The organism is Actinorectispora metalli (assembly GCF_056323685.1).
Window position 1 is genome coordinate 3087224 of record NZ_JBREYE010000001.1, and the last position, 23260, is coordinate 3110483.

Here is a 23260-nt window from a genome sequence, read left to right on the forward strand (position 1 = left end):
GCGCCGAGGGGTCAGCGTTCGAGGAGCTTGAGCGCTGCTTCGTGGAGGTGGCCGTTGGAGGACAGCGCGGAGCCGGTGTCATAGCGGGGGGCGCCCGACAGATCGGTGAAGGTGCCGCCCGCCTCTTCGATGAGGATCTGCACCGGCGCGACGTCCCACGGGTTGACGATCGGCTCCACGGCGAGGTCCATGGAGCCTTCGGCGACCAGGCAGTGGTGCCAGAAGTCGCCGAAGGCGCGGCTTTCCCAGCAGGCGTCGGTCAGGGCGAGGTAGGACTCGCGGGAGTGGTACTTCACCCAGGAGCCGAGGTCGGTGGTGGAGACGTAGGCGTCGTCGAGGCTCCGCACCCCGGAGACGCCGATCGGGCGGCGGGCGCCGTCGGGGTCGCGGGTCCAGGCGCCCTCGCCCGCCGCCGCCCACCACCGGCGGCCCAGTGCGGGCGCGCTGACCACGCCCACCGAGGGCCTGCCGTCCACGGCCAGGGCGATCAGGGTGGCCCAGGCGGGGACGCCGCGGAGGAAGTTCTTGGTGCCGTCGATGGGGTCCAGCACCCACAGCCTGCCGGGGGCGCTGACGCTGCCGCCCCGCTCCTCGCCCGCGACCGCGTCCTCGGGGGCACGGCTGCCCAACACTTCTCGGATGGCATCCTCGACGGCGGTGTCCGCATCGGTCACCGGTGTGCGGTCGGGTTTGCGGGTTACCTTGAGGTCAAGGGCTCGGAAGCGGGCCAGCGTGATGGCGTCGGCCACATCGGCGAGGTCAAGGGCGAGTGAAAGATCCTGGGCAAAGCTGTCAGCGGAGTTGGTCACGGACGCGGATGCTGCCACAGAGCCCAATGACTGGGCACAAAGCACAGTTCGGGGCATTTGGTCCGACTTAGTCTGTTCCGTGTGAGTGTGGTCCTACTTGCCGAGGATGACGCCGCGATAGCCGAACCGCTATCGCGGGCACTGCAGCGCGAGGGCTACGTCATCCGAGTCGTCGGCGACGGCCCTGGCGCGTTTCACGCCGCCACCAACGGCGGCGTCGACCTGCTTGTCCTCGACCTTGGCCTGCCAGGGATGGACGGGCTCGACGTCTGCCGCAGGCTGCGTGCCTGCGGTCACGGCCTCCCGGTCCTGATGCTCACCGCCCGCGCCGACGAGGTCGACTTCGTCGTCGGCCTGGACGCCGGTGCCGATGACTACGTCGCAAAGCCGTTCCGGCTGGCCGAGCTCATGGCCCGCATCCGGGCCCTGCTGCGTCGCCGCTCCCCGGAGACCATCGAGGCCAAGGGCGTGCGGATGGACCTCACGGCCCGTCGGGTGCAGGTTGACGGCCACGAGGTGAGCCTGGCGAACAAGGAGTACGAACTGCTCCGCGTGCTGATGTCCCGCGTCGGGCAGGTCGTCACCCGCGAGGAGATCGTCAACGAGGTCTGGCACGGTCCCGACCGGCGCAACTCCAAGACCCTGGACATGCACGTCTCCTGGCTGCGCCGCAAGATCGGCGACAACAGCGCGCGCAACGGCGAACAGCGGATCGCCACCGTTCGGGGACTCGGATTCCGGTTCAACGCGGATTGACCCAATAATCGCCGAGTGCGTCGACGCATACTGCAATCCACGCTGCTAGCGGTCGCTGTGACGGGAATCGCCCTGGGAATCCCGCTCGGCCTGACCGCGATTCGGCTGGTGTCCAGCTTCCACGAGACCCAGCTGACCAACCTCGCGCAGTCCATCGCGACCACGCTGGACCGCCAGCGGGTGCGGGGTCAGCAGCTTGACCTGTCCGACGTACTGGTCGCCGTGCCGCCGCGGGGCCGTCTGACCGTGGTCTGCCCCGATCCGGCCTGTCTGGACGCCGGGATGGTCTCCTACGGCCCCGACCCCGGACCCGACCCGCTGGGCGCCGAGGTGCTGATGCTGCAGAACGGCAGCGTCCGGCTGGAGATCCCGCAGGACCCTGTCTACGCCGAGCAGCTCAAGTGGGCGGGCGTCGTGCTGCTGTTGATCTTCGTCTCGGTGGGTATCGGCATGGTGGTGGCCACCGTGACCGCCAGACGCCTGGCCGAACCGCTCGGCCACGTCGCCGACCGAGCCGCCCGGCTCGGCGGCGGCGACTTCCGCCCCGACCCGCGCCGCCACCATGTGCCCGAACTGGACCGCGTGTGCGAGGTGCTGGACTCATCGGCTTCCGCCCTCGCCCAGCTCATGCAGCGGGAGCGGGAACTGGTGGGTGACGTTTCTCACCAGCTGCGCAGCAGGCTCACCGCCTTGCAGCTTCGGCTGGAGCCGTTGGCCGACCACCCCGACCCCGCGACCGCCGAGGACGCGGGCGCCGCACTGGAACAGGCCGAACGGCTCTCCGGGGTACTGGACGACCTGCTGGCCGCCGCCACCGCGGCCCGCGCGGTGAGCGCCGAGCCGCTGGATGTCTCGGCCGAACTCCGCAGGCTGCTGCCGGAATGGCGGGAGCGTCTGCGGTTGGCGGGCCGTCCGCTGCGGTTCGAGGCGCATGAGGGCCTGCTGGCCAGGGTGACGCCCGCGCGGCTGCGGGAGGCCGTCGGCGCGTTGATGGGCAACGCCATCGAGCACGGCGCGGGCACGGTCACCGTCGGCCTGCGCCGCGGTGAAGGCGCCGCCGCCGACACGGTGGTGGTGGAGGTCAGCGACCGCGGCCCCGGCATTCCCGACGAGCTTGCGGGCTACATCTTCGAACGCGGCTTCTCCGCCAAGGGCTCGACCGGACTCGGCCTCGCGCTGGCCAGGGCACTGATCGAGGCCGACGGCGGTCGCCTCGAGCTGTCCTCCGGCCGCCCGGCCACCTTCGCGATCTTCCTGCGGGTGGCCCGCGCCGAGGACCTCGCGGGCGTCAGCTGGCGAGGCCGACCGACGCCGCGTTGATCAGGCCGCTTTGTCCTTGGGGACCGGGGCCAGGCGCACCTTGCCGGGCCTGGCGTTCTGCTCCGGGAAGACGAACTTCCGGAAGGCCCAGAAGCGGAACACCATGCCGAGCAGCACGCCGATGACCTGACCGCTGACGAAGTCGGCCACCTCCTGGGTGAACAGGCTTGTGCCGTCGATCACCCGCAGGTGCAGCACGTACCGCGACACCGCGAGCGGAAGCACGGTCAGCGCCATCGCGATACCGCTGACCACGAAGAACAACGCGGCCTCGTGCTGGCGCTCGCGTCCGCCTCGAGTGCGGAACGACCATTCCCTGTTCAGGACGTAGGAAACGATCGTCGCGACGAGCACTGCGATGATCCGCGCTGTGAGCGGTTTTGTCTCCAGCACCGTAAGCTTCAACGCGTAGTTGATCACGGTGTCGATCACCCAGGTGGTGCCGCCCACCAGGCCAAACTTGAGAAATTCTCGGTGCTTCAGAGCCCGCTCCCTGAGCGACCCCGGCATCATCGCGAGCACTGCGTCCACAACTGCCACGTGGCGAGTCTACGGATCGGCATCACTCACCCGGCGGAGTGCCCATGAAGGTGGCGTAACAGTGCTGCCTCGTATGACACTGGAAGTAACCGACCTACAGGTGGTGTCACATGCCAGACTTCCGGCTCAATGAAGAGCAGGAAGCCTTCCGCAAAACCGTGGAAGACTTCGCTCGGAGTGTCGTCGCGCCACAAGCGCAGCACTTCGACTCGACCGGTGAGTTCCCCTACGAGATCGTCGCCCAGATGGGGCAGATGGGCCTGTTCGGCCTGCCCTTCCCCGAATCCGCCGGCGGCATGGGCGGGGACTACTTCACGCTCTGCCTCGCCCTGGAAGAGCTGGCCAGGGCCGACTCCTCGGTGGCGATCACGCTGGAGGCGGGCGTCTCGCTCGGCGCCATGCCGATCTACCGCTACGGCACGCCGGAACAGCAGAAGACCTGGCTGCCCGACCTTCTCGCGGGCGAGAAGCTGGCCGCCTTCGGCCTCACCGAACCCGTCGGCGGCACTGATGCCGCGGCCATGCGCACCACGGCTCGCCTGGACGGCGACGAGTGGGTGATCAACGGCGGCAAGTGCTTCATCACCAACGCGGGCACCGACATCACCAGCGCCGTGACGGTGGCGGCCGTGACCGGCAAGCAGGGCGAGCGCAGCGAGATCTCGGCGATCATCGTGCCCATCGGCACCCCTGGGTTCACCGTCGGCGGCAAGTACGCCAAGGTCGGCTGGCGCGCCTCCGACACCCGTGAGTTGTTCTTCGACGACTGCCGGGTGCCAGCGGAGAACCTTCTCGGCGAACGCGGCCGCGGCTTCGCGCAGTTCCTCAACACCCTGGACGAGGGCCGCATCGCCATCGCCGCGCTGTCCGTCGGCCTGGCACAGGGCTGCGTCGACGAGGCCGTCCGATACTCCAAGGAGCGGTCCGCCTTCGGCCACAACATCGGCCACTATCAGGCGATCCAGTTCAAGATCGCCGATATGGAGACGCGCGCCCACCTGGCGCGGCTGGCCTACTACGACGCGGCGGCCCGGCTGGTGGCCGGACAGCCGTTCAAGAAGCAGGCGGCCATGGCCAAGCTGTACGCGTCCACCATCGCGGTGGACAACGCCCGCGACGCCACCCAGATCTTCGGCGGCTACGGCTTCATGGACGAGTACCCGGTGGCCCGGCACTGGCGAGACAGCAAGATCCTGGAGATCGGCGAGGGCACCAGCGAGGTCCAGCGCATGATCATCGCCCGCGACCTCGGCGTCGCCTGACCGCTAGAACAGCAGCCTGCTCCGAGGCCGCTCCGGCAGTTCCTGGCAGGGCCGTCCACCCGATGGGGGCGGCTCGAGGATCGGCAGCCCGGAGCGGCCCGTCGGCACACAGCTTGCCGACGGCCGCGTGGGCGGCGCGGGCGGCACCACCGGAACCGTCGGCGTCGACGACCGTGGCGGCGTGGTCACGGTCGGCGGCACCGGTGTCGGCGTCGGCACCGCACCCGTCGGCGAGGGGGCCGGGCCGGTCGTGGTGGGTTCGGGCGTCGTCGTGCCCGGGGCCTCGGGAGCGGGGACCGGCCAGTCCGGCGGCGTCGGCGGATACGGCGGCGGCACCGGGTGCGGCCGGAACTCGATGGGCACCTCGCGGCTCACCGAGGCCTTCCCCAGACCGGCGGTGACAGCGACGGTCCCGGGTTTACCCCACGGCGAGGTGAACCAGACGTAGCCGCGGAACCGCTCGCCTGGTGCGAGGTTCGCCGAGCAGGTGACGGTCTCGCCGACCCCCTTGCAGGCTGGTGGCAGGCCGATCGCGTTGAGCTCGCGTGGCGCGAGCACGGTCAGCGTGAGCGGGCCGGTGGTGTTCCCGGTGTTGGCGACCGTCAGATCCAGACGGGCGTTCCAGAACCACTCCTGCCACACCTGGGTGTGCAGGTCGATGTTGTCCAGCCGCACGACCTCCACCTTGACCGGCGGCAGGTCCAGCGTGATCTGGGTGCCCGAGTTGACCGTGCCGGTGATCTGCCCGCCCGCGGAGTCCTCGCCTGCGTGCAGCACGAACGGGAACGTCACGCTCTCGCCGGGTTCCAGCCCGCGGATGGTGGCGCAGCTGATCGTCCCGGTACCGCCGGTGCAGCTGATGCCGGGGTCACGCGGCTCGGCGGCGGCCTGCCGCGTCCTGGCGGCGGGGGAGGTCGACGGTCCGGTGGCGGTGACGCCGGGCGGCAGTTGCAGCGCGACGGTGACCGGGTTCGAGACGGTGCCTCCGGTGTTGCGCACGGTGATCGGTAGTTCGGCCGACTCGCCGGGCTGGAGGCTGATCGGCGCGCTCGGCCCGCCTGTCTGGAGCCGAGCGGGCTCCACCACGGGCGGCGGCGGTGTCGGCGCAGGGGACGGGCTGGGGGCGGGTGTCGGTGTCGGCTGGGTCGACGACGGCACAACGGGCGGCGGTGGGGGCTGGGTGGTCGGGGACGGCGGTGGCTGCGGCGAGGGCGCGGGGGCCGTGACGGCGGGCGGAGTGGGTTGCGGCGCGGCGGCGGGCAGCGGGTCCTCCCCGGAAAGCAGGCTCACCGCGACCGCGGCGGCCAGCGCACCGGCCGATGCGGCGGCGGTCAGCCACTGCCGAGGTGCCGAACCGGCCGCTCCCGCGGCCCCGCCCGCGCCTCCTGCCGCTCCCGCCGTTCCTGCCGCCAGGCCGACGGTCGTGGCACTGCCCGAGCACAGCGCCAGGTAGCCGGTCACGCCCGCGCCCAGCACGATCGGCGCGATGATGCCGCGCATGGCGCTGCTCACGTCGGCGAGTTCCGCGGCCAGCGCCCGGCACCGCTCGCACTCGTCCAGATGGTGCTCGACCTGGGTGGCCTCCCGGCGCGACAGCCCGGAACGGGTCCACGCCCCGAGCCGGTCCACGGTGGCCCGGCACCGCTCGCCGGCGCCTTCGGCCACGTACTCCTGCAAGTACTGCTGACGCAGGCCCTCCCTGGCGCGGTAGGCCAGCGCCGAGACGCCGTTGGCCGTCAGGCCGAGGATCGGGGCGATCTCGGCGGGGGACTGGCATTCCACCTCGGTGTGCCAGAGCACCGCCTGCCAGCGTTCCGGGAGGCGGGAGAAGGCCTTGGCGGCCAGCGACCGCTCCAGCCCGGCGATGGCGGTGTCCTTGAACGGCTGGCCGGGGTCGTAGTCGGAGATGTCCTCGGCCAGTTCGACCCTGCGGTCCTTGCGGGTCTTGTCGTAGGCCGTGTGCCGCAGGGCGGTCAGCAGGTAGGCGCGGAAGGAGGTGTCCGGGCCCTTTCCGGCCCGCAGGGTGTCGAGCACCTTCGCGAACGAGTCGGACACCAGGTCGTCGGCCTCGGCGGAGTTGCGGGCCAGTTGCCTGGCGAGGTTGTGGGCGGCGGCGACGTGTCGTTCATACAGCGTGCCGAAGGCCTGAGTGGACCCGCCGCGGACGGCTGCGATCAGCTCGGCATCGCTGGGGCCCTCAAGGTCGGTCGGCGCGCTGGTCATCTGTTTCCCCTCGTCGTGGCGAGGGTGGACACGGCCACGATCACACCTACACGCTCCTGTCAAGCCCTCTCGGCCACCGGCCGATGGCTCAGTGTGGCAAAAATCGAACCGTTTCGTCACCTCCTCCCACCGTCATGGATGACGGTTTCAACAGTCTCGTCAACACAAGGTCGGGTGGACACGAAGACAGGAGGTTCGGGTGGATCGGGCTCCCGAGCGGCTGCTGCCTGCGTGGCGGGAAAGCGGTTTCGCGTTGAAGGCGCGCTGGCGGCGGGCCGCGCTTGCCGCGGGCTGGTCGTTTCCCGGTGACTGGCTGCTGCCGGAGGTCGACGATGTCTGCCACAGCGCTGCCGACCACGATCTGCTGGAGCGGATGTTGCCCCGATTGGGTGGCGCCAGGGCCGAGTCGGGGGCGAGTCTCGCGGAGACGCTGACCGACCTGGCCGCCTTGCACGCGGTGCTGAACGGGGCTCGGGACGGGATCGTCGGCGCCGACCCCGACGCGGTACCGGCCCGCTGGCTGCGGCTGGCCGCGCTCGGCTGGGCCGACGTCGCCGCCAGGCACATGGCCGCCCGCGACGCCACCGACAGCACCACCGGCCTGGCCACCCTGCCCTACCTGCGGACCCGGCTGGAGGAGGTCTACCGCGACGCCGCGGCCCGAGGCTTGCGGGCGCGCGACGAGAACGTGCTGCTGCTGGTCGGCTTGGACGCCTCCGCCGCGATCGGCTGGTCCCGGCTGATCGCCATGGCACTGGTCGGCGACGCGCTGCGGGAGGTCTTCGCGGGCGGCCAGACAGTGGCGCTGCTGTCGCCGTCCACCGCCGCGGTGCTCGACCGGCTGGACGACCGGCTGCCCGCCAGGATGAACGCCGCCCGGCTGCTCTCGCGGCGGCGGCTGCTGATGGACCCGCAGCTCGCCGCGGTCGGCCCGGTCTGCCTCTGGGCCGAGGATCTGCCCGCCACGCACGTCGAAGCCTGCGCATTGCTGTCCGAATTCGGCTGAGCGGGCGGCGGCGATTAGGCTGATCTGCTCGTGGACACTCGGACAGGCACCCCGGTCGTGGGGATGGTGGGCGGCGGCCAGCTCGCCAGGATGACGCATCAGGCCGCGATCCCGCTCGGCCAGACACTCCGGGTGCTCGCCACCTCGCCCGATGAGCCGGCCGCGCTGGTCACACCCGGCGTCGCGCTGGGCCACCACACCGACGTTCAGGCGCTGCGGTCCTTCGCCAAGGGCTGCGATGTGATCACCTTCGACCACGAGCACGTCCCCAACGACCTGCTGCGCGAACTGGTGGCCGAGGGCGTCAAGGTGTTCCCGCCGCCCGAGGCCCTGATCTATGCCCAGGACAAGCTCGCGATGCGCACCAAGCTCGCCGAGCTCGACCTGCCCGTGCCGCCCTTCGCCGAGGTCACCGACGTGGCAGGCGTGCTGCGCTTCGGCGCGGAACACGGCTGGCCCTGTGTCCTGAAGGCGATTCGCGGCGGCTACGACGGACGCGGCGTGTGGATGCTCAACACCCCGCAGAGCGCCGAGCGCACCGTCGCCGAACTGCTCGAGACCGGCACTCCGCTGCTCGTCGAGCAGTGCGTCCCGCTACGCAGCGAAGTCTCGGCGCTGGTGGCTCGCTCCCCCTTCGGCCAGGGCGCGGCATGGCCGTTGGTGGAGACCGTGCAGTCCGAGGGGATCTGCGTCGAGGTCATCGCCCCGGCCCGCAACCTGGGCGGCGCCGACCCCGCCGAGGTCCACGCGATGGCACTGCGCATCGCCGACGAGCTCAAGGTGGTCGGCGTGATGGCCGTCGAGCTGTTCTGCACCGACGGCGGCGTGCTGATCAACGAGTTGGCGATGCGGCCGCACAACTCCGGCCACTGGACCATCGAGGGCGCGGTCACCTCGCAGTTCGAGCAGCACCTGCGGGCCGTGCTGGACTACCCGCTCGGCTCCACCGACGCGCTGGCCCCCTCGGTGGTGATGGCCAATGTGCTCGGCGCCCCCGATCTGCCCGCGATGAGCATCGACGAGCGGCTGCACCACCTCTTCGCCCGCTACCCCGGGGCCAGGGTGCACCTCTACGGCAAGCAGGAGCGGCCCGGCCGCAAGATCGGCCACGTCACGATGCTGGGCGAGCGCGTGCAGGACGTGCGAGAGTGCGCCCGATACGCCGCGCAGTGGCTCTCCCGGGCCGAGTGGCCCGACGGCTTCGACCCCCACCAAGACTGAGGTAGGCAACACAGATGGCGACGCAGGTGGCCCCGCTGGTCGGCGTGATCATGGGCAGCGATTCCGACTGGCCGGTCATGGAACAGGCCGCGCTCGCGCTGCGCGAGTTCGACATCCCGCACGAGGTCAGCGTCGTCTCCGCGCACCGCACGCCGCAGCGCATGCTCGACTACGCCCGCAACGCCGCCGACCGCGGCCTCCGCGTGATCATCGCGGGCGCGGGCGGCGCGGCGCACCTGCCCGGCATGGTCGCCTCGGCCACGGTGCTCCCCGTCATCGGCGTCCCGGTCCCGCTGAAGTACCTCGACGGCATGGACTCCCTGCTCTCGATCGTGCAGATGCCCGCGGGCGTCCCGGTCGCCACGGTGTCCATCGGCGGCGCCCGCAACGCGGGCCTGCTCGCCGCCCGCATCCTCGCCGCGGGCACCGACGACCACGCGGCCACCCTCCGCACCCGCATGGCGGGCTTCCAATCCGACCTGGAAGCCCTTGTCCTCGACAAGGACGCCGCGCTCCAATCGAAGCTCTAACGTCCGAAACACTGTTCTAACGGCGTTATACGAAGCTTTTGGACATCAATTCGGGTGATGAGATGCACATAACGTCCTTCTTGGGAGGGAAGGCGGCTGCGGCTGTCGGAGCTAACATCACCCGGGTACCCGGCGGCTACTCGGAGGTAACAAGTGAACCCGAGCTTCGGCATCTACCAGTTGGCAGAGGAGCACGACGCGTTGCGAGACGCGGTACGCGCCCTCGCCGAGAAGGAGATCGCGCCGTACGCCGCCGAGGTCGATGAGCATGAGCGCTTCCCGGTCGAGGCCAAGAACGCCCTGACCAAGGCCGGTTTCCACGCCCTGCACGTTCCGGACAACTACGACGGCGAGGGCGCGGACTCGATCGCGGCCTGCATCGTGATCGAAGAGGTCGCCCGAGTCTGCGCAAGCTCCTCGCTGATCCCCGCCGTGAACAAGCTGGGCACCATGCCCATCATCCTGTCCGCCTCCGAGGAGCTGAAGAAGCAGGTCCTGCCCTCCATCGCGAGCGGCGAGGCAATGGCCTCCTACGCGTTGTCGGAGCGCGAGGCCGGTTCGGACACCGCGTCCATGAAGACCCGCGCCCACCTCGACGGCGACCACTGGGTCCTCAACGGCACCAAGTGCTGGATCACCAACGCGGGCGAGTCCACCTGGTACACCGTGATGGCCGTGACCGACCCCAAGGCGGAGAAGAAGTCCCAGGGCATCTCCGCGTTCGTCGTCCACAAGGACGACCCCGGCTTCGAGGTCGGCCCCAAGGAGCGCAAGCTCGGCATCAAGGGCTCGCCCACCCGCGAGATCTACTTCCAGAACTGCACGATCCCGGCCGACCGCATCATCGGCGAGCCCGGCACCGGCCTGAAGACCGCGCTGGCCACCCTCGACCACACCCGCCCCACCATCGGCGCCCAGGCCGTCGGCATCGCCCAAGGCGCCCTCGAGGCAGCCACCGCCTACGTCAAGGACCGCAAGCAGTTCGGCAAGGCCATCGCCGACTTCCAGGGCGTCCAGTTCATGCTGGCCGACATGGCCATGAAGGTCGAAGCCGCCCGCCAACTCGTCTACATCGCCGCGGCCCGCGCCGAACGCGGCGAACCCGGCATCGGCTTCGTCACCGCCGCCTCCAAGTGCTTCGCCTCCGACGTCGCCATGGAGGTCACCACCGACGCCGTCCAACTCTTCGGCGGCGCGGGCTACACCCGCGACTTCCCCGTCGAGCGCATGATGCGCGACGCCAAGATCACCCAGATCTACGAGGGCACCAACCAGGTGCAGCGGGTCGTCATGTCCCGGGCGCTGCTGCGGGGCTGATCGTGTCAGTGGGCTGACAGCAGGCGGGTGTCGGCTGTCATGCCATTTCGCAATACTCGGGCAGCGGCTGGAATCGCGCTCGGACCGGGGGTAAGCGTGGTCGCCCGGTGTCGGGCATGTGGTGTGGTTTGCCTGGTCCTGTCAGCACGATTCGGCTCTCGTGACGGTGCCTTGACTTCACTTCGGGAATCCTTGCCGCGGCAAGCTTGTTGGTGTCTGGTGACTGACGCCAGGCCTGACCGGAGGGATGACCCGCGTGTTGACTGTTCCCCATCGTGTTCGCGATCTGATGCTGATCTTGGCCCGCACCGTTGTGGGCATCATGTTCATCGCTCACGGCTATCAAAAGATCTTTGTCACCGGCCTGGACCCCGTCGCCGGGTTCTTCGAGAAGATGGGTATTCCGCTGCCCACGCTGTCGGCGTGGTTCACCGCACTCGTCGAGTTGGTGGGCGGGATCGCCTTTGTGCTCGGAGTGGCCACGCCGGTGTTCGGTGTGCTGTTGGCGCTGGTGATGGCCGGGGCGCTGTACTTCGTGCACGCGGCCAACGGATTCTTCCTGGCAGGCAACGGTTACGAGTATGTGTTGGTGTTGATGTTCGTGTCGTTGGGGCTCGGGTTCGCCACCGCGCACCAGGGGCTGTTCAGCCTGGGGCGTGCCAGGGCTGGGACCGCTGCTTCCTGAGGTGGTTATAGGGCGGCGGCATCGGATGAGTCGATGCCGCCGTTTGCCCCTTGCCACGGCAAGGATTCGGGCATAACTCTTAGGCCCGCCGGGCGGTCCCTGCGCGGGTGCAGATCCGCGACGCCCGGCTTCTGCGGAGGTTTCTCATGCTCGACCGGATTCGCGACCTCGCGCTGCTCGCGGGTCGCCTGGCCATCGGGGCCGTGTTCATCGGCCACGGCTGGCAGAAGTTGACCAACATCGACAACTCGGCGGCGGGGTTTGCCAAGCTGGGCATTCCGATGCCGACCGTGTCGGCGTGGTTCGCCGCGCTGGTGGAGTTCGGCGGTGGGATCGCGTTCGTGCTCGGTCTCGCGCTGCCGCTGTTCGGCGTGCTGCTCGCCATCGTGATGGGTGGCGCTTTCATCTATGTGCATGGCGCCAATGGGTTCTTCCTGAGCACCAAGGGCTATGAGTACGTGCTGGTGTTGTTCGCGGCGAGCTTGGCGTTGGGGTTCAACGGCGGTGCGATCAGCGTGGACCGGCTGGTGTTGAGGCGGCGCGCAGCGGCCTGAGCCCGGGGATCTCGACGCCCAGGCTCGCGGTGGCGCGTTCGTCGGTGGCCAACTTGTCGGTTGCTCCGTCCTGCGGGCACTGCACCAGCGAACCACCGGCCGCGAACACGGCGAGCACGTCGAGCAGGTGACCGTTCAGCGACCAGTCCACTGTGGAGATCACGCGGTCCCCGGCGCGCAGGCCCAGCGCGGCGGCACGATCGCGAAGAGCGGCCGTCAGCTCATCCACAGTGGACTCCGCCGTGGTGCTCAACGCGGGGGTGTCACCGGGGACCGGCTCGTAGGCCACATAGTCGTCGGCGTGCGTGCGGATCTCGCCGACGTAGTCCAGCACGCCCGAGGGCAGGTCGCGGATCGGCATGCCCATCGCGTCCTGGCTCACCCACACCGCGGTGCCCTCTACCTGCTCGGTCGACCCTGCGGGCAGCAGCACGATCGAGTCCTTGGCTGAATCGGTGACGCAGGCGCCGCACCACCACGCGCCCAGCAGCGCGCCCAGCGTCTGCCAGTGCACCGGCAGCAGCACCCCGACGCGGTCGCCGGGCTCGACGTCCATCTCGTCGCGCAGCCAGTTCGCCGACTTGGACGCCCAGTTCATCAGCGTGGTCACCGAAAGCTCGATCCGCGCGGAACCGGCGTCGTACCAGGTCAGCATGGGGCGGGCGGGGCCCGCGGCACGCAGCGGTGCCAGCAGGGCGTCGGTCAGCGACACGGGTGTTCCTCCAGGTCAGTTGATGCAGCGCACGCCGCCTGCGGTGATCGGCTCGTCGGCCGCCCCGGCAACGGTAGGCAGGCCGTCCAGCGCCAGCGCACCGGGCCCGGTCAGGCGGTTGCCCTCGTCCTCGTAGTCGGCGCCGATCAGCACCAGCACGGTGCCCGGCTTCACCGCGGTGTCCTCGGTGACCGGGGCCCCGCCCAGCGCCCTGGCCACCTTCTGGCCGAGGTCACGTTCACCCGGGGCGCTGCGCACCGTGGTCTTGCCGCGAGCCGGTGTGGTGCCCGGCTCCGCGGTGGCGAAGCCCGCGGCCTCCAGGCGCTGCGAGACCCTGGTGGCCAGGCCCCTGCGGTCGGTGCCGTTGCGCACCTCCACGACCGTCTTGGCCCTCGGCCGCGGGGTCGAGGTCTCCGCCTTCGGTGTCACCGAGGTCGCGGGCGCGGCGGTCTGGCCGGACAGCAGCCCCCGCACGAAGGCCTGCACCTGCCCCTTGTCCACCGTGACGATGCTCTGGCCGCGTTCGTTGCGGCCGTCCACATTGGTCACCGGGATGGTCACGAACTGCATGTTGCCGCCCGCCAGCCCGCGCATCTGCTGCGCGAAGCCGAGCAGGTCCCAGCCCTCGTCCAGCACCACCGACTTGCGGCCCGCCGCCATCAGATCCGACATCTTGCCGGTGTCGGTGAGCGTGCCGGTGGACAGCATCTTGTTCACCACCGAGGCCATGAACACCTGCTGGCGGACGATCCGGTCCAGGTCGCCGCGGGGCAGGTTCTTGCGCTGCCGCACGAAGGCCAGCGCGTCCCCGCCGGAGATCGTCTGCACGCCCTTGCGGAAGTTCGCGCCGGAGTCGGAGTCGCTGGTGGCGTTGAGCAGGCACACGTCCACCCCGCCGAGGGCCTCGGTGAGCAGGTAGAACCCGAGCAGGTTGACCTCGGCGTAGTGGTCGATGCGCAGGTCGGTGAGGTCGTGCACCACCTGCACCAGCGCCCGGCGGCCCGCCTGGTCGGACTCCTTCTCGATGGCGACCTTGTCGGTGGCGCCCTCGCGTTCCAGCTTGGCCGCGTGCTTGGACTTGATCGCACCGTACGCCGAGTTGATCTTGTCATCGCGGAAGTCGGGGATGGCCACGTAGGTGTCGCGGGGGATGGAGATCGCGTAGGCCTTCGAGCCGTCCTTGGGCACCCGCAGCACGATGATCGTGTCGGTGTTCAGCCCGGTACTGGCCTCGGTGCGCAGTTCCTTGAGCACGTTCAGCGGCAGCGGGTTGCCCTCGGCGTCGGTGCGGCTGTCGTTGCCGACCAGCAGGATGTCCACCGCCCCGTCGTCCGCCGACGGCGCGTCGGGCACGTCGAGCAGCACGTCGGTGGTGTTCACCGCGGCGGTCTCCAGCGTCGCCCAGCCGAAGGCGGTGGCACTGAGGACGATCACCGACAGCACCGCGACCAGGGTCTTGCCCGCGGTGAGCGCGGCGCGGCCGAAGCGGGGACCCGGCGGTTGCGAGGTCTCTTCGGCGACGGGCTCCATGGGTGGCGGTGGAGGCGGAGGGGTGCGGTCGGTCGGCCCGACGTCCTCGACCTGCGGCGGAGGTGCGGGCGTCGGCCTGCGGGAGGGCCGCATGCGCTTGGTGGTTTCCTCGGCGTCCTTGCGGTTGTCCTGCACCAGCGCGCGCAGCTTCGCCTTGGCCTCGGGGGACAGGCGACCGGTCACCGCGGCGGCGGGATCGGCAGGGCGCGGCCGCGGTGCGTCGGCACGCCGCGGCTCCTCATCCACCTGTGACCTCCCCTGGCCCCACCAGACCTATCACGCAAGGTTAGTCAGCACTGGGCCGTTCGTGCGCCCTTCGGCGCACTTCACCGGCTAATCGACGCAGATCACTCCATCGGCCCTGATCTCGGGCTCCGGGGGTGCCGATGAGGAAGAGGACGGCGGCTGCTGGGGGGCTCCGTCCAGGGACAGCCCGCCAGGGGCGGCGAAGCCGGAGCCGCCGGGGCCGGTGTAGTCGCGGCCGAGGAACACCCGCACCCGTCCGGAGGGGGTGTTGGAGTCCTCCTCGGTCTTGATCCCGCCCAGCGCCTGGGCCACCTTCTTGGCGGCCTCCTCTTCGCCTTCGGCGTAGCGGACGACCGAGGTGGACTTGGTGTCGGCGTTGCTCTCGGTGCCCTTGGCGAAGCCGCTGCGGGCCAACTCCTCCATCACCTTGTTGGCCAGGCCGGGGATGCGGGAGGCGTTGAGCACGTCGACGGTGGTGTTCCGGTTCTCCGACTCACCGGACTCGACCGGCGCCTGGTCGCCGCGGATGAACCGCTGCACCTCGCGCTTGTCGATCTTCAGCACGTCCTCGCCGTCGATGTTCTTCTTGAAGCCCTCGAACGGGATGGTCTTGAACTCGATGTTGCCGCCCGCCATGCCGCGGGCCTGCTTGGCGAAGCCGAGGATGTCCCAGCCCTCGTCCAGGGTGATGGCCCGCTTGAGCGAGTCCATCAGCGCCTGCACCCGCTGCGGGCTGCTCAGCACACCGGTGGACAGCATCTGGTTGGCCAGCGCCGCCATGAACACCTGCTGCCTGCGCACCCGGTCGAAGTCGCCGTTGGGCAGTTCGTACCGCTGTCGGACGAAGGCCAGCGCGTCCCCGCCCTGCAGGCGCTGCTTGCCCGCCGGGAAGTTGGCGCCGGAGCGGAACTCCTTCACCTTGTTCTTCAGGCACACCTCGACGCCGCCGACGGCCTTGGTGATCTCGTAGAAGCCCAGCAGGTTGACCTCGGCGAAGTGGTCGATCTCCACCCCCGCCAGCGACTGCACGGTCTTGACCACCATCCGCCTGCCCTCGGCGGTGGCCTCCTTGTGGATGCGCTCCTTGCTCAGACCCGGCTGTTTGGCCAGTTGGCCCGCCTTGTCGTTCTTGGCGCGCATGAACGCCGAGTTGATCTTGTGTTTGCCGAAGCCGTCCGGCAGATCGACCTCGGAGTCACGCGGGAATGAGAAGGCGGTCGCCTTGCCGCCGTCGTCGTAGACGCGGACCAGGATCAGGGTGTCGGTGAGCTCGCTGTCCTCATAGCCCGCCCGCAGCTCCTGCAAGATCTTCTTGTCCAGCGGCTTGCCCTGGGCGTCGTGGCGGGAGTCCACGCCGACCAGCAGGATGTCCATCGCGCCGTCGTCGTGCTTCTCGCCGGGCGCCTCGTCCTTGCCGAAGATATCGACGGTGTTGAGCTCGGACTGCAGGTCCTCCAGCGTCGCCCACGCGTAGCCGGTGAGGCTCAGGATCAGCACCGAGATCAGGCCCAGCGTCAGTTTCACACCGGTCAGCGCGCCGTGGCGCTGCGGTGCCCGCTGCGGTCCGCGAGCCGACGGGCGCCTGCCGCGGGGGCCGTCGCCCCAGGCGCGGATGGGCTCGGTCGCATCGGCGGGGACACCGGGGCGGGGACGTCTGCCCGGATGCGGACGGCCGGGCGCAGCCCCAGTCCACGGCGGCCTCTTGTCCACGTGCGCGTACCTCCCCAAACGCCGGTCCGACCATCGTTGATGGCTCCCAGGTTAACGGCCGGTGCCGAGAAGGGTGGGAAGTGCCATCCAATGCAGGACGTGGTCGTTCCCCATGGGGTTGCTTCACTGCATGAATCGAGACCTCGGCGCGGCGTGAAAGACTGCGCAGGCGTAACAATCGGCCGAAGGAAGTGCGATGCGAATCCTGATCACCGGTGGTGCCGGCTTCATCGGCTCCCATTACGCGCGGCAGCTTGTGAGCGGGGCTTATCCGGCGTTCGCGGGCGCCGACGTGGTGGTGCTGGACAAGCTCACCTACGCGGGCAACGAGGCCAACCTGGCCCCGGCCGCCTACGGGCTGAAGCTGGTGGCAGGCGACATCTGCGACGCCGCGCTGGTGACCGAGCTCATGGCGGGCACCGACGTTGTGGTGCACTTCGCCGCCGAGTCCCATGTCGACCGCTCGATCAGCGGTGCGGCCGAGTTCGTGCTGACCAACGTGCTGGGCACCCAGACCCTGCTACAGGCCGCGCTGGAGGCGGGCGTGTCGCGGTTCGTGCACGTGTCCACCGATGAGGTGTACGGCACGATCCCGGAGGGCTCCTGGCACGAGGACCACATCCTGGAGCCCAACTCGCCCTACTCGGCCTCCAAGGCGGGCTCGGACCTGCTGGCCCGGTCCTACCACCGCACCCACGGCCTGCCGGTCTGCATCACCCGCTGCTCGAACAACTACGGCCCGTACCAGTTCCCCGAGAAGGTCATCCCGCTGTTCGTGACCAATCTCATGGACGGGCTGAAGGTGCCGCTCTACGGCGACGGCCTCAACGTGCGGGACTGGCTGCACGTCGACGACCACTGCCACGGCATCCAGCTTGTCGCCGAGGCGGGGCGACCGGGCGAGATCTACAACATCGGCGGCGGCACGGAACTGACCAACCGCGAGCTGACCGGCCTGCTGCTGGAGGCCATGGGCCAGGACTGGTCGATGGTCGAGGCGGTCACCGACCGCAAGGGCCACGACCGCCGCTACTCGGTGGACATCTCCAAGATCAGCACGGAGCTTGGCTACCGCCCTCGGGTCTCCTTCGCCGACGGCCTCGCCGAGACCGTGCGGTGGTACCGGGACAACCGCACCTGGTGGGAGCCGCTCAAGCGGCTCGCCGGGAGCGTCCGTTGACCGGTCTCGCGCTCCTGATCCCCGGCGGCCGGGGCCAGCTTGGCACCGACCTCGCCGCGGCCGCGGCGGACCGGGTCGGCGCGGGCTTCGTGCACGCGCCCAGCTCCGCCGAACTCGACCTGACCGTCGCCGACGAGGTCGCCGACGCCGTGGCATCGCTGGCCTCCACCGCCGCCAACGGCGACCTGCGGCCGGTGGTGGTCAACGCCGCGGCCTACACGGCGGTGGACGCGGCCGAAAGCGACGAGGAACGCGCGGCCGCGGTGAACGCCCGCGGCCCCGAACTGCTGGCGCGCGCCTGCGTCGAGCACGGCGTCCCGCTGGTCCACGTCTCCACCGACTACGTCTTCCCCGGCGATGCCGACACCCCGTACGAGCCGGACGACCCCACCGGTCCCCGGTCGGTCTACGGCCGCACCAAGCTTGCGGGCGAGCAGGCCGTGCTCGGCGCGGGCGATGCCTGCTGGATCGTGCGCACGGCCTGGATCTACGGCGCGACCGGCGGCAACTTCGTCAAGACCATCGCCCGGCTGGAGGGCGAGCGGGACACCCTGACCGTGGTGGACGACCAGCGCGGCTGCCCGACCTGGTCGGCCGACCTCGCCGCGGGCCTGCTCGAACTGGCCGGGCGGGTGGCCGCCTCCGCCGGGCCCCGGCAGCGGATCCTGCACTGCACCGGCAGCGGCGAGACCACCTGGCACGGGTTCGCGCGGGCGATCTTCGAGGAGCTGGGCGCCGACCCGGCCCGGGTGCGGCCGTGCACCACGGCGGACTTCCCGCGCCCCGCGCAGCGGCCCGCGTACTCGGTGCTCTCCCAGGCGTCCTGGCGGGACGCGGGCCTGGCCCCGCTGCGGCATTGGCGGGAGGCGCTGCACGCCTACGCCGAGCACGTGCTGGTACCGGGCCGGTCAGCCTAGGTCGGCGTGCCAGGACGGCTGCAGGTTGCGCAGTCCGGCGCTGATGAACGACATCGTCAGCACCGACACCGCGGCGATGGGCGGCGCGTCCTCGGTCATCGACTGCCGCACACCCTGGAGTGCGGCGCCCACCATCAGGGCGGCCAGCACATCGCAGCTTGGTCCTAACTCGCCGTGGCCGCGCTCGGCCATGAAGATCCGCACCCGCGAGGCGGTGAACCTGTTCATGGCCTGCACCAACTCGCGGCGCAGCGGGGCCGCCGCGCCCTCGGCGGTCTCGCCGCCGAATAACAGCCGGAAGCCGTCGGGGCGGGTGCGGGCGTAGGAGAACAGGGTGCCGACGGAGACCTCAAGCTGCTCGTAGACGGTCAGGCCCGCGGCGTCGACGTAGGCACGCTCCAAACGCTGGGTCAGCAGGCGCGACTCGCGGACCAGCACGGCCTCGTACAGCCGGTCCTTGCCGCCGAAGTGCTTGTACAGCGTGGGTTTGGTGGTGTCCGCCTGCTCGGCGATGGCCTCCATGGTGGCCCGGTGGAATCCCCCTCGGCCGAAGACCGTGCGTGCAGCGTCAAGCAGGTGTTCGTCCGTCGGACGAGCACCGGGGCTCCGCTTGCCCCTTCGGGTCATTCCTTGTGGTCCAAATCGGGCATTTCATCCTACGAAGTTTGCTTTACCGGCGAGTAAAGGTGTACTCATACCAGTGAGTAAATCGCGGGTTATGTCGTCACGCAATGACCATGATGTGAGGAACCGTGAGCATTCACCATGCCGAGCGGTTGTACGTCACCCCGATCTTGAGCGTGATCGACAACCGCACCCATCAGGTCACCGACGAGATGCGGTGTGCCCGCCAGCAGACCGGCGTCTACCTCGCGATCTGCGGGGCCGAGGTCGCCGCCGCGCCCATGATCGTCGAAGACGGGCCCAGCTGTGAGCACTGCGTCCGGCTGATGCGCAGCCAGGCCGCCCACCGGTCGCAGGCCGCCGTCCCCGCTCAGGGCGCGTTCCGCCGGATGCTGGACCGGATCTTCGCCTAGCCCTGCCCGCAGGCCCGCTGGTAGGCACCGACCGTTGCCTCGGCGCAGCGCGCCCAGGTGAACCCCGCCGCGTGGTCCTTGCGTTCGGCGACCGCCTGGTCATCGCGCGGCAGCTCAGCGGCCTTCTCCAGCGCGCCGGTCAAAGCCTCGGGATCGCCGACCGGAACGTGGATGGCGTGGCCACCCGCCACCTCGCGCAGCGCGGGCACGTCGGAGCAGACCACCGGGACACCGCAGGCCATGGCCTCCAGCACCGGCAGGCCGAAGCCCTCGTCGCGGGAGGGCAGCACCAGCGCGCTCGCGCCCGCCACCACACTGCGCAGGTCCGCATCGGACAGATAGCCGGTCCGGTGCACGCGGTCGTGGGCACCGGCCACCTGTGGCCCGGCGAGCACCAGCGGGGGCAGTTCCGGCGCCCGCTGATGGGCCTCCAGCAGCGTGGGCAAACCCTTGCGCGGGCCGTCCGAGCCGACGAAGAGCAGGTACTCCGCGGGCAGGTCGAGCCGGGAACGCAGGTCGGCGCTCGGCGGCCGGGCCGTGAACCAGCTGGGGTCGACGCCCAGCGGAGTCACCACCACCCGCTCCTCGGGCACGTTCAGCCGCTCCATCACCACCCGCGCCACCGCCTTGGTCGGCGTGCACACCACGGCCGCGCGCCGCACCGAGCGGGTCACCAACTCGGGCAGGTCGCGCTCCAGCGCGGCCAGTTCCGCAGGCGAGTCCAGGAAAGCCAGGTCGTGCACGGTGAGCACACCCGCGGCACGCAGCGTCGGCGGGAGCACGAAGTTCGTCGCGTGCAGCACGTCGGTGCTGCCCGCCAGCAATTCCACCGGCGGCGCGGGCGCCCGCATCCAGCAGGCCCGCAGCACCCGGGCGGGCACCGGAAGACCGCGGGCCCGCACGCCGTGCGGCACCACCGAGCGCAGCGTCCGCCAGCCGCGCACGGTGAACGCCACCGCGCTCACGTCCAGACCGGGCGTGCCTGCCAGTTCGCCCGCCAGGGCCGCGGTGTACCGGCCGATGCCGGTCCGGTTTCCGAGCAGGGGAGTGCCGTCGAGCATCACGCGCAGTGGGGAGTTCATCGGCGTTCCGTGCCTCCTGGGTGCCTCAGCTTGTCGCCTGCCAGCCGACGCAGCCTGCCCGCGGCCCGTTTGGCCACCTCGGCAGGTCCGCCCGCGTTCAAGTAATCCTTGATCAGATCGAGATCCCTGCGCAGCGCCTGGCCCTTGCCCAGCGCCGGGGTCCGCACCAGCGGCCCGTTCTCCGAAAGCCGGTCGGCGGCCGGGCGGGGGTTGCGGCAGAACTCCACCAGCGGAGCCAGGGTGGCCTCCCAGGCGAAGCGCTCCCGCACCGCACCGATGCGCATCCGGCAGCCCGCCGCGAAGTCCGCGTCGTAGAGCACCCGGCCAAGGGCCGCCGCCAGCGCGGCGGGGTCCTCCGCAGGGACCACGACGCCCAGCCGCTCACGCCGCACCAGGTCGGCGAAGGAGTCGCCGTCGGTGGTGACGATGGGCAGCCCGGCCCAGAGGTAGTCGAGTACCCGCGTCCGGAACGCGAAGGTGGTCTCCACATGCTCATGGTGAGTGGTCACGCCGCAGTCGGCATCCAGAAGCCAGTTCTGCCGCTCGTCATACGGCACCCAGCACTCGTTGAAGAACACGTGCTTTCCGGCCAGGTCCAGCCGCTTGGCCAGGCCTCTTGTCTGCGCGGCGATGCCCATCTCGGGAACATCCGGGTTCGGATGGCGCATGCCGAGGAACAGCAGCCGGGTGTCGTTGTGGTCGGCACGCAGGATGTCCATGGCGCGCACCAGGGTCAGCGGGTCGAACCAGTTGTAGACCCCGCCCGCCCAGAGGATCACCTTGTCGGACTCGCCGATGCCCTCGATGCGGCCGCGGATGCCCAACCCCGTGCGCTGCGGCGGTTTGCCCGCCATCCCGAACGGCACCTCGGCCAGCAGCGACCGTGTGGTCGGATCGGCGTCGTAGAGGTTGGGGGTGAGCCTGCCCAGCGCGGCGAGGTGGCCGAGCCAGAAATGCCGCTGGCGCTCCGATGCGCAGAGGAAGAAGTCGCCGCGCTCCAGCTGCTCGTTGAGCACCCTGGTCACCCCGTCGAGGTCCTTCACGCGGCGCTCGTCGTCGGCGTCCTTGCCCTGTTCCAGCAGTTCGAGGTGCATCGGGTCGTACATATCGCAGACCACGATCTTGGTGGAGCCCGGCTTCTTCAACGACTGCACCATCTCCAGCACGTGGCCCTGCAACACGATCACGTCGGCCCACTCGACCTGCTCCATCAGCTCGCGTGGGCGGCACCGCAGGATGTCGAAGGGCGCTTCGCCTGGAGCGCAATGCTTGTTGACGCTGATCAGGCGCACCTCGTGCTCCCCGGACAGCACGTCGGCCATGTGCCAGGCGCGGATCGCGGGCCCGGCCATCCGCTCGCCGAGCGCGTCGCCGGTGATCACCGCGATCCGCCGCGGCCTGCCGTACACCTCGTCCAGCCCGAACGCCTCCACCAGCGCGTCGTGCGCGGCGAGGTAGCGGGGCAGCGGGTAGGCGGGTTCCAGCGCCTTGCGCATCAGGCTCACCAGGCTGGCGTCGGACCGCACCCGGGCGGCCTGCTCGACTTCGCGGGACGCCTTCAGCGAGGGCAGCAACTCGACGAACTGGTCGATGGCCAACAGCCCGGCCAGCGTCTCCCGCGGTACCGGCACCGGCTCGGCGTCCTCGGCAGGGTCCGCGGGCCTGCGGGTGATCTCCAGCTGGGTGGGGTCGACCTCACCGCGGGCGGTGGCCCTGCGCACGGCCAGCGCCATCGCCGCGGGCAGCACCCGGCCCAGCGTGGCGTCCTCGACGTTCTTGTAGAGGCAGGCCAGCGCGTTGCGCTCGAGCAGGTAGTACTCGCGGGCGGAGTGCACGTCGGCCATGGACGCGTGGTGCCGGTGGTAGGCCAGCGACCGCGGCTCATACCGGACCCGCCAGCCCCGCAGGTTGAGCCGCCAGCCGAGGTCGACGTCCTCGTAGAACATGAAGAACCGCTCGTCGAAGCCGTCCAGCGCGGCGAACAGCTCGGCCCGCACGAACAACGCCGACCCGGTGCCGAACAGGACATCGCGGGGGATGTCGTGACTGCCGTCGTCGGGACGGCCCGCGTGCCGCTTGTAGCCCATCCCGAACCAGGTCAGCCCGCCGTCAACGAAGTCGATGTCGCGGCCGTCCCAGTCCAGCACCTTGCTCGCCACCGCGCCGACGGTCGGCTCGGCGCGCAGCACGCCGACCGCGGCGCGCACCCAGTCCCGGTGCGGCCGGGCGTCGTTGTTGAGGAACGCCAGCACCGCGCCGTCGGCCCGTGCCGCGCCCAGGTTGCAACCACCCGCGAAACCGGAGTTGGTCGGCGACTCCACGAGGACGGCCTGCGGGACCGCGGCCCGGATCTTCGCCGCGCTGCCGTCGCCGGAGGCGTTGTCCACGCAGATCAGCTGCAGCGACTCCGCCGGGTAGTCCAGCTCGTCCCGCAGTGCCCGCAGGCAGGTGATGGTGTCGTCGGCGCCGCGGTAATTGACCACGATCACCGAGACCTTGGGCAGCCCGGCCTGCTCGGCCACGGTCGAACCCCTTCCGGCGTACTTACACGAGGCTGCTCTAACTCTGCCCTATGTGCTGTGGAGCGCGCCGAGAGGGGAATGTGAATCTTGCGTTGCCCCAG

Annotated in this window: 21 protein-coding genes; 12 read left to right on the forward strand and 9 right to left on the reverse strand. The window is 70.2% G+C overall.

Features of this window, described 5'->3' with window-relative positions:
* Positions 1 to 11 precede the first annotated feature (11 nt).
* Positions 12 to 809, reverse strand: coding sequence for a histidinol-phosphatase (gene hisN / locus ACU6XJ_RS14485; protein WP_476311042.1), 798 nt, complete (start codon positions 807 to 809; stop codon positions 12 to 14).
* 81 nt (positions 810 to 890) lie between these two features.
* Here hisN and ACU6XJ_RS14490 point away from each other — a divergent pair, with 81 nt between their 5' ends.
* The gene (locus tag ACU6XJ_RS14490) at positions 891 to 1565 is read left to right on the forward strand and encodes a response regulator transcription factor (RefSeq protein ID WP_476311045.1); all 675 of its coding nucleotides are present in this window, start codon (positions 891 to 893) and stop codon (positions 1563 to 1565) included.
* Positions 1566 to 1580: 15 nt separating this feature from the next.
* Positions 1581 to 2885 (forward strand): ATP-binding protein, encoded by a 1305-nt coding sequence (locus ACU6XJ_RS14495; protein WP_476311048.1) that lies wholly within the window; start codon positions 1581 to 1583, stop codon positions 2883 to 2885.
* On the opposite strand, the gene ACU6XJ_RS14500 is transcribed toward ACU6XJ_RS14495, so the two are convergent.
* Positions 2886 to 3425 carry a GtrA family protein gene (locus ACU6XJ_RS14500; RefSeq protein ID WP_476311051.1) on the reverse strand — a complete coding sequence of 180 codons (540 nt, stop codon included), beginning with the start codon at positions 3423 to 3425 and terminating at the stop codon, positions 2886 to 2888.
* Positions 3426 to 3535: 110 nt separating this feature from the next.
* Here ACU6XJ_RS14500 and ACU6XJ_RS14505 point away from each other — a divergent pair, with 110 nt between their 5' ends.
* Positions 3536 to 4687 carry an acyl-CoA dehydrogenase family protein gene (locus ACU6XJ_RS14505; protein WP_476311054.1) on the forward strand — a complete coding sequence of 384 codons (1152 nt, stop codon included), beginning with the start codon at positions 3536 to 3538 and terminating at the stop codon, positions 4685 to 4687.
* 3 nt (positions 4688 to 4690) lie between these two features.
* Here ACU6XJ_RS14505 and ACU6XJ_RS14510 read toward each other — a convergent pair whose 3' ends face one another.
* Entirely contained in the window at positions 4691 to 6910 is a 2220-nt protein-coding gene (locus tag ACU6XJ_RS14510; RefSeq protein WP_476311057.1) for a sigma-70 family RNA polymerase sigma factor, read from the reverse strand.
* A gap of 199 nt (positions 6911 to 7109) precedes the next feature.
* Between ACU6XJ_RS14510 and ACU6XJ_RS14515 the strand changes: the two genes are divergently transcribed.
* The 6 genes from ACU6XJ_RS14515 (at position 7110) to ACU6XJ_RS14540 (ending at position 12223) form a co-directional block, all read left to right on the forward strand.
* Positions 7110 to 7916 (forward strand): GGDEF domain-containing protein, encoded by an 807-nt coding sequence (locus ACU6XJ_RS14515; protein ID WP_476311060.1) that lies wholly within the window; start codon positions 7110 to 7112, stop codon positions 7914 to 7916.
* A gap of 30 nt (positions 7917 to 7946) precedes the next feature.
* Complete coding sequence (locus tag ACU6XJ_RS14520; RefSeq protein WP_476311063.1) at positions 7947 to 9137, forward strand: 5-(carboxyamino)imidazole ribonucleotide synthase; 1191 nt, start codon at positions 7947 to 7949, stop codon at positions 9135 to 9137.
* A gap of 14 nt (positions 9138 to 9151) precedes the next feature.
* Complete coding sequence (gene purE, locus ACU6XJ_RS14525; protein WP_476311065.1) at positions 9152 to 9667, forward strand: 5-(carboxyamino)imidazole ribonucleotide mutase; 516 nt, start codon at positions 9152 to 9154, stop codon at positions 9665 to 9667.
* 153 nt (positions 9668 to 9820) lie between these two features.
* Positions 9821 to 10984 carry an acyl-CoA dehydrogenase family protein gene (locus ACU6XJ_RS14530; protein ID WP_476311067.1) on the forward strand — a complete coding sequence of 388 codons (1164 nt, stop codon included), beginning with the start codon at positions 9821 to 9823 and terminating at the stop codon, positions 10982 to 10984.
* A 247-nt stretch (positions 10985 to 11231) separates the two neighbouring features.
* The gene (locus ACU6XJ_RS14535) at positions 11232 to 11669 is read left to right on the forward strand and encodes a DoxX family protein (RefSeq protein WP_476311070.1); all 438 of its coding nucleotides are present in this window, start codon (positions 11232 to 11234) and stop codon (positions 11667 to 11669) included.
* A 146-nt stretch (positions 11670 to 11815) separates the two neighbouring features.
* The gene (locus tag ACU6XJ_RS14540; RefSeq protein ID WP_476311073.1) at positions 11816 to 12223 is read left to right on the forward strand and encodes a DoxX family protein; all 408 of its coding nucleotides are present in this window, start codon (positions 11816 to 11818) and stop codon (positions 12221 to 12223) included.
* Here ACU6XJ_RS14540 and ACU6XJ_RS14545 read toward each other — a convergent pair.
* The 3 genes from ACU6XJ_RS14545 to ACU6XJ_RS14555 form a co-directional block, all read right to left on the reverse strand.
* Positions 12180 to 12935 carry a TIGR03089 family protein gene (locus ACU6XJ_RS14545; RefSeq protein WP_476311075.1) on the reverse strand — a complete coding sequence of 252 codons (756 nt, stop codon included), beginning with the start codon at positions 12933 to 12935 and terminating at the stop codon, positions 12180 to 12182. The two genes, ACU6XJ_RS14540 and ACU6XJ_RS14545, sit on opposite strands and share 44 nt — an antisense overlap.
* Before the next feature lie 15 nt (positions 12936 to 12950).
* Entirely contained in the window at positions 12951 to 14711 is a 1761-nt protein-coding gene (locus ACU6XJ_RS14550; RefSeq protein ID WP_476311078.1) for an LCP family protein, read from the reverse strand.
* An 87-nt stretch (positions 14712 to 14798) separates the two neighbouring features.
* Positions 14799 to 16421 (reverse strand): LCP family protein, encoded by a 1623-nt coding sequence (locus ACU6XJ_RS14555; RefSeq protein ID WP_476311081.1) that lies wholly within the window; start codon positions 16419 to 16421, stop codon positions 14799 to 14801.
* Positions 16422 to 16617: 196 nt separating this feature from the next.
* Between ACU6XJ_RS14555 and rfbB the strand changes: the two genes are divergently transcribed.
* On the forward strand, positions 16618 to 17601 hold the full coding sequence (rfbB, locus tag ACU6XJ_RS14560) for a dTDP-glucose 4,6-dehydratase (RefSeq protein ID WP_476311083.1): 984 nt from the start codon (positions 16618 to 16620) through the stop codon (positions 17599 to 17601).
* Positions 17598 to 18518, forward strand: coding sequence for a dTDP-4-dehydrorhamnose reductase (rfbD, locus tag ACU6XJ_RS14565; protein WP_476311086.1), 921 nt, complete (start codon positions 17598 to 17600; stop codon positions 18516 to 18518). Before rfbB ends, rfbD begins: the two co-directional genes overlap by 4 nt.
* Here the strand turns inward: rfbD and ACU6XJ_RS14570 are convergent.
* Complete coding sequence (locus ACU6XJ_RS14570) at positions 18510 to 19145, reverse strand: TetR/AcrR family transcriptional regulator (RefSeq protein WP_476311089.1); 636 nt, start codon at positions 19143 to 19145, stop codon at positions 18510 to 18512. The genes rfbD and ACU6XJ_RS14570 overlap by 9 nt on opposite strands.
* A 125-nt stretch (positions 19146 to 19270) precedes the next feature.
* Between ACU6XJ_RS14570 and ACU6XJ_RS14575 the strand changes: the two genes are divergently transcribed.
* Positions 19271 to 19555 (forward strand): hypothetical protein, encoded by a 285-nt coding sequence (locus tag ACU6XJ_RS14575; protein WP_476311092.1) that lies wholly within the window; start codon positions 19271 to 19273, stop codon positions 19553 to 19555.
* Here the strand turns inward: ACU6XJ_RS14575 and ACU6XJ_RS14580 are convergent.
* Both ACU6XJ_RS14580 and ACU6XJ_RS14585 read right to left on the reverse strand, forming a co-directional pair.
* On the reverse strand, positions 19552 to 20637 hold the full coding sequence (locus tag ACU6XJ_RS14580; protein ID WP_476311095.1) for a glycosyltransferase family 4 protein: 1086 nt from the start codon (positions 20635 to 20637) through the stop codon (positions 19552 to 19554). The two genes, ACU6XJ_RS14575 and ACU6XJ_RS14580, sit on opposite strands and share 4 nt — an antisense overlap.
* Positions 20634 to 23159 carry a glycosyltransferase gene (locus ACU6XJ_RS14585; protein WP_476311097.1) on the reverse strand — a complete coding sequence of 842 codons (2526 nt, stop codon included), beginning with the start codon at positions 23157 to 23159 and terminating at the stop codon, positions 20634 to 20636. The genes ACU6XJ_RS14580 and ACU6XJ_RS14585 overlap by 4 nt, the downstream gene beginning before the upstream one ends.
* Positions 23160 to 23260: the final 101 nt, after the last annotated feature.